The following is a 6,277-nucleotide window of genomic DNA, read 5'->3' as shown; positions in this document are numbered from 1 at the left end:
TAAGCTAAACGGCGCTTAACCTGCATGATCCAATAGCTATAACCCTTTTGGAGTCTATATCGGTGATCCGAAGTAAAAGCCGTTTAGCTTAAAACACGAGTTTTAATGATAGTCCCGTTTTCTACCCACCAAAAAACCGCCGATACCTAAAGCGATAAGTCCTAAAACAGTTGAAGGTTCAGGAACTAGGGCATATTGAATGCGGCCTGAACCGTTATCATTAGTTCCAATATAGGAAAAAGTAGCCTCAATAGCACCGAAAGCGGGCATTAGCAAGAATTCTGGAGTAAAACTAGACGTTGAAAAATTCAACCCTAGAAGGATACCATCTAAAAATTCCACAGTAGGATTAGAGTCCGCATTAACAGCAGTAAAAGTCGAGCTTAAAAAATTCAAGTTGACTTGAGATACATCTAAAAATTCAAAGCCTGAACCCGTTAACAGGGAATTATCATAGCTAAAAGTTCCCGAAAAAGTTTTTCCTGTCAATAAACCGGTTTCTATTGTTCCTGCTAGATTGTAATTTACGATAGCCGCTTGAGCGGGATTGACTTGCCGAACTGCAAGACTTAAAACTACCCCAGAAGTAATCACTGCGTTGCGTTGCCAGGAATTCATGATTTTGTCCTCATCCAATAAGATGTGCTGAAAATATTAGGGTTGAAAGGTGCGCGTTTGATGAGTCGCACCCCTCAATTCAGTTAGTTAGAGAGCCTAACTAAAGATGAAATTAGCTTGAGTCAAGGTAGAGGCATTAATTCCATTGAGAATGGCTACATCTTGTCCAAAAGCTTCAATAATGGTATTTGCACCCGCTTGACGATAATCCCAATTCGTGCCGCGAGAACCAAAACTTAAGCTAGTAGAGAAGAAACCAATCAGATCCCCTTGATTTGCTCTGTAATCAGCAATGATATTGGGATTTGCCGGTAAGAGCGCATCATCTTCTGTAATCCAGAAATTATCCTTCCCTGTCCCTCCGGTGACGATATTATTACCACCGGCAGACCCCAAGAAAAGTTCATCATTGCCGACACCCGTATCGATACGGTTATTGGTTCCTGCGTAAACGGTGTCATTGCCCGAAGCGGTACGGATGTTATTACCACCGACGGCAAAGCGAACGTTTACAGTGTCATTCCCGCTTCCCGTATTGAGAAGTTGGTTATTGCCGATAAATTGTTTGCCATCGCGCACAGCTGCGTCAAAAGTATCATCACCGGTGGTTCCATTAATGTTTGTCAGCAAAGGAGTGATACCATCGAGAACCGTATCTTGACGGAAACCGAGGCTTTGAATGCGTGTGTCTCCTGATTGGGGAGTATCGGCCTGGTTGAAGGGCTGTTGTCCGTTGTTATTGTTGTAAAAAGCTGAGAGATACTCCGCGAAGGCATCCTGTATCCGTCCGGGTCGGAGATTGGCGTTCCCCAGAGAATCGGGTTCGTCAAAATCGGTTAAGCGTTGGATATTCTGGATCACCGTGGGATAACTATCACCGCCATTTGCCAGGAAACCTTGCGTGACAACACTAAAAACGGTGTCAGAAGCAACCACTAATTCCCCATTTTTCACAATGGTTTGGATACTATTGCCCGTTGCATCGGCTAGGGCGAGACTGCGAATCCGTTGAGTGGTTGGGGCGTTGGGGTCATAACTAAAGTTAAAGCCACCAATTTGACCGAAACGACCGTTCCCCGTTTCCACTGAAGAAATCATGTGTTCGGCCAGTTGGAGAAATCCAGTGGCGTTCACTGTACCGACAACTAAATCGCCATCGAACCGTAAGGAATTGGAAATATCAAGTTGAGAGACATCCCCTTCCTCTTTGCCCACTTCGGGATTCGCTTGAGGCGGCAGGGTGATCAGATCGCCCGTTATTTGTTCGATCGCAAACTGTCCGATCTGATCGCGAATCGAACCTCCATTGGTAAAGGAGATATCGATCTTGTTAAAGCCAGATAGTAGGTTATGCTCATTCAAATAGGCTTCGGCGTAGAAATCTTGAGCGTCGGCAGTTAAGTTACCCAAGTTGGTTTCTTGGGTGCGTACATCCCCCCGAACACCATTGAGGAAAACGTCCGTTTGACCGAAAATATTGCCATCTTGTTGGTTAACGAAAGATTGCACCCCATCAACAATGTTAACTATATCTTGATCGGCTTTAGCTTTAACTTGATCAAAGGTAGTAATGGACTCATCGTAGAGGCGATCGACTCCCGCAATATCAGTGGCGTAGGGACCGCTATCATCTCCAATGGTGCTGACCACGCCCTTATAATCGAAAGTGACGACCAATTGATTCAAGTAGCGGTAGTTCGGGGCTGAATTGACGAAAACGACTTTGTTATCCCCACTGCCGTACACTTGAGGAAAGGGTTGGAGTAACTGTCCGTTATTTTGCTGGGTTTCATCTTCCCGTAAGGGAGGAATGCCAGTTTCCGAGGACATAAGTTGGTGAGAACCACCACCCAAGAGCAGATCGACCCCTAGTCCCAAAGCCGCCATTTTCTGGGCTAAAGCGATTTCAATGCGGGATTCTTGCAGGTGAGTCATCAAAATAATCTTATTGATGCCCGCATTGCTTAAAGCTTCGACTTCGGGGGTGATGTTGCGGATGATGGAATCCACTTGCTCATCCACGGAAGTCGTTCCGGTAATCACGTTGCCGTTGCTATCCCGGGTCGTTACCTCGATCGCTCCCGTATCGGCGATCGATTTGAGATAGGGGGTAACAATGCCGATAATTCCCACTTTTTCGCCGTTAAAGTCCTTAACCACGCTTCCGGTTAGGGTATTGGGCAAAGGCGCTCCCCCGTTAGCGACCACGGCTAAACCGTTGGGAAGGGTAACATTACTATAATCGAGGTTATTGGCTAAATAGGGGAATACGGCTCCCGGATATCCTCCTGCACCGATACCGACACCGCCATTCTGCCCATTAACCCAATTAGGATTCGGGGCGACCAAGTTGAGGAAAGAACCGGCACCGCCACTAAATTCATGGTTGCCCACTGAGGCCACATCCCAGCCTAATTCATTGTTAATGAGGATGTCGGCGATGCCCCCTTGATCCGCCTGTGGATTAGCCGTTGTGGCGTTATCGTAAATATCGCGGCTGGCATTAAAGAAGGGACTGGAAATGTAAACATCTCCCGTAGTTAATTTCAGCGTATTGGCGTACCGGTTATCCAAGGCATTCATCACCGCCGAGAAGCCAAGAATATCTTGAAAAGCTGGAATCCCCGCTTCTTGATCGGAGGTTTGCAGAATTTGTAGGGTAAACGGCAAGTTGAGGGTTGCAAGGATGGGTTCGTGATCGGCGGGCTGATCAACAAAATCCACGTTGACATGAACAATGTCATACTGGGCATCATCGGCAAGATTATTAGTTACCAAAACGTGGTCTAAGGCTTGGGAGTTACCTTGGAAGTTGAAGGTGGCGCGATCTCTGACATCCAGGGTTTGAGAAAGATTGGTTAGCACCCCACCACTGAGAATTTGCTGGAACTCTTCAAAATCAAAGCCGTTAAGATCCCCTAAAACCACCACGTTAGCATTGGGATCGTCCGCCAGAATCGCGTTGACTTCGCTATTGATAACCGTAGCTTGATTGGCTCGTACTTCCGCGCTTCCAATATTGGGGGGTTGAACATTGCCAAATAAACTATTGCCACCGCGTCTGGAGGTCAAGTGATTGTTAATTACCGTCACTTCCTGTCCGTTAAACGTAAAGGTGGCGACTAGAGGCTTGCGACTGTTGGTAAAAGCACCATCATTATCGGGCGTGGCGATGGGGTCGGTGATCCGTCGGAGGGAACCTTCTACAAAGCTAACGCGACTGGGGTTATAAAGATAGCCAACTCGAATATTAGTACCAGGCGCACCCCCATCTCGATTATTGACGGGATTGATATTCAGGAACTGGTAGGTAGGGCCGCCCGCGGCCTTGATTGCGTTGATTAAAGCCTGATAGGTTAAATCCGCTGCTACCGTACCGTCGTCGATCGGGCCGTTGTTGTCTTGAATTTCCTGAAGTCCGATAATATCGGGAGCTCTCAGGTTATTGAGGATTTGATTGGCGAGTACGCCGAATCTCTCAAGTCCACCGGGGTTCGATACCGTGGGATTGAGATTTTCCACGTTATAACTGGCGATTGTTAGCTTATCTGCCGTGCCTATTAGATTCGTCACTTCCCGCTGCAATCCGCCAGAAGTCGCTTGAACTGGTTCGGTTACTAAGACCCGGTAGTCACCGAAGGCGTAATCAACTACCCCCGTCAGATTCCCTAAGAGATCGCCCACATCAACTCGTGGCAGGTCTGTGGCGCTGATTTGAATCCGTTCGGGGTTGAAATCATCAGGAGCGATGCCAATACCACCGCGACTGTTGATGCCGGTAGCGTCGGCACCTTGATTCGCCACCGTCCATATTGAATCCGAGCTAGTAGGTCGGATAATCGTCGGACTGACCGCCATGGTATCCTGTACCGTTACCAGCATTCCTTCCAAGCTTTCATAGAAGCCGATACCAGTATTTAAATCTAAGGAAATGTCGAAGGTGTCAGGGGAGAAGTTCGTTCCCGCGATGATTTGGTTGGGGGGTACGCGACCTCCCGATCCGATGAGAATGGGGGCAGGTAAGGGATTGCCCGAACTTACCACTTCGATTGTGTTCGTTTCTCTATTGGCAGCAATTTGTGTGGTACTGAGAACAGTAAGGTCGGGTACGCGTTCGCCGTTTATAGTAACATTCGGTCGATTTTCCTGCACCTGTCCACTGACTCGAACCGATGCGCCAACCGTGATATTGAGTCCGTTTACACCGAGGTCTCTCGATCCCGTAAAGACGAAGATACCTTCCGAGGTTCGCAGATCGTTGTCTGGATCGGGGTCTTGTAGGTAAAAGCCATTACCATTAGTAGCGAACCCCGTGACGATTCCGGCTACACCGCTCACCAGATCCCGCTCTTTTTCCGATACTAATCCAAATCCCTGAATGTCGCGGATGCGGAGATCTGGCGAAATCTCGCCCGTGTCCGGGTTGTAAAAGGTTGTCTCGGCTATGTTCTGGTCGTTGTAAGTATCGTAAGGATCATCGTATTCCTCAGTATCATCTTGTTCCAGAAGAAGTAACTCTGGTGCGGGTTCGCTACCGCCCTCTTCGTTGGTAAAATCCAGTTGTCTTTCCCGCACACTGACTTGAACCGACGCTCCAACGGAGAGATTCAGTCCGTTTACACCGAGGTCTCGCTTGTTCGTAAAGACGAAGATGTCCTCCCAGGTTCGCGGATTGTCGTCTGGATCGGGGTCTTGTAGCTGAAAGCCATCACTGGTGATCGCCGTAACGATTCCAGCTACATCCCTCACCGGCGTCCCTGTCATGTCCGATACTAATCCAGTTCCCTGAATGTCGCGGATGGGGAGAGTTTCCGAAAAGGTTGTCTCGGCTATGTTCAGGTCGTTGTAAATATCATCTTGTCCCAGAAGAGGCAACTCTAGTGCGGTTGGATCGTCAAAAGTAATCATCGCTTTCTTGTCCTTTGTATCTGGATAAATTACACTCGCTCCGTTTATTTCGTCTATCTGGGACGATGGGGAGTATCGAGCAAAAGTCTGGTGCGTCAAAAAACACAGGTAGAAACAGACGAATAATTTCTGATTCCATAGACTGTAGAGTGGTATTCATCGAATACCGACTTTTTTTCTACAACCTGCGGTGATAGGGTCGAGAAAATCTCTAGTGCGAAAAGCACTTAAAATCATAGACCCAGAGACAATGCTATAGGACTTGCTTTAATATCTAGATAAGATAAGATTAAAAAATCGTAATTAGTCACAGCAACAAGCAGGGCTTATTGAGAATAGAGTAACTCATCAGCCCTAAATGGATGGTGAAAATTTTTTGATTTTGATTATTTGGTCAAATTTTTATCAAAAAATAAGATGGCATTGCTAGGGCATTTATGCAGCAAGATCACCTCCTAGATAAGAGCTACAAAATTTATAAATTGTCAGGGTTTTTGGAGAGTACCAGAAGATGGGTAAAGTGAGAATTGCTGCGGGGCATTCAACCAAAATTTTCGGTAAAGGACTTAGGCTCTAATAATGTACCCAATCATCTGGCGAATCCTTGAAGAACTTAAAGAAAGCGACTGTATAGCTAGTATTCTATTTGTGTGCGAGTCCCTTATCGAAAATTTGGGTTAAAACCCCGTCCTTTTAGGACGGCTTTAAGCTACAATGGAGAAAGCGATAACCAAGCTAAAAACTGAACCTT

General features: G+C 46.9%; 2 protein-coding genes. Both read right to left on the bottom strand.

The genetic code is table 11. From position 1 onward, the window contains the following. Positions 1 to 102: 102 nt before the first annotated feature. On the bottom strand, positions 103 to 618 hold the full coding sequence (locus BGL89_RS15655) for a PEP-CTERM sorting domain-containing protein (protein WP_286826486.1): 516 nt from the start codon (positions 616 to 618) through the stop codon (positions 103 to 105). Positions 619 to 714: 96 nt separating this feature from the next. After that, a complete protein-coding gene (locus BGL89_RS15650) occupies positions 715 to 5,526 on the bottom strand; it encodes a DUF8508 domain-containing protein (RefSeq protein ID WP_286826485.1) in 4,812 nt (1,603 codons plus the stop codon). Positions 5,527 to 6,277 lie beyond the last annotated feature (751 nt).

Source organism: Microcystis sp. LSC13-02, assembly GCA_002282935.1.
Taxonomy (GTDB): domain Bacteria; phylum Cyanobacteriota; class Cyanobacteriia; order Cyanobacteriales; family Microcystaceae; genus Microcystis.
This window is presented reverse-complemented; position numbering and strand designations above follow the sequence as displayed.

Bases quoted from the DNA above. Each gene is read 5' to 3' on its own strand.
- BGL89_RS15655 (WP_286826486.1), bottom strand. From the start codon at position 618: ATGAATTCCTGGCAACGCAACGCAGTGATTACTTCTGGGGTAGTTTTA.
- BGL89_RS15650 (WP_286826485.1), bottom strand. From the start codon at position 5,526: ATGATTACTTTTGACGATCCAACCGCACTAGAGTTGCCTCTTCTGGGA.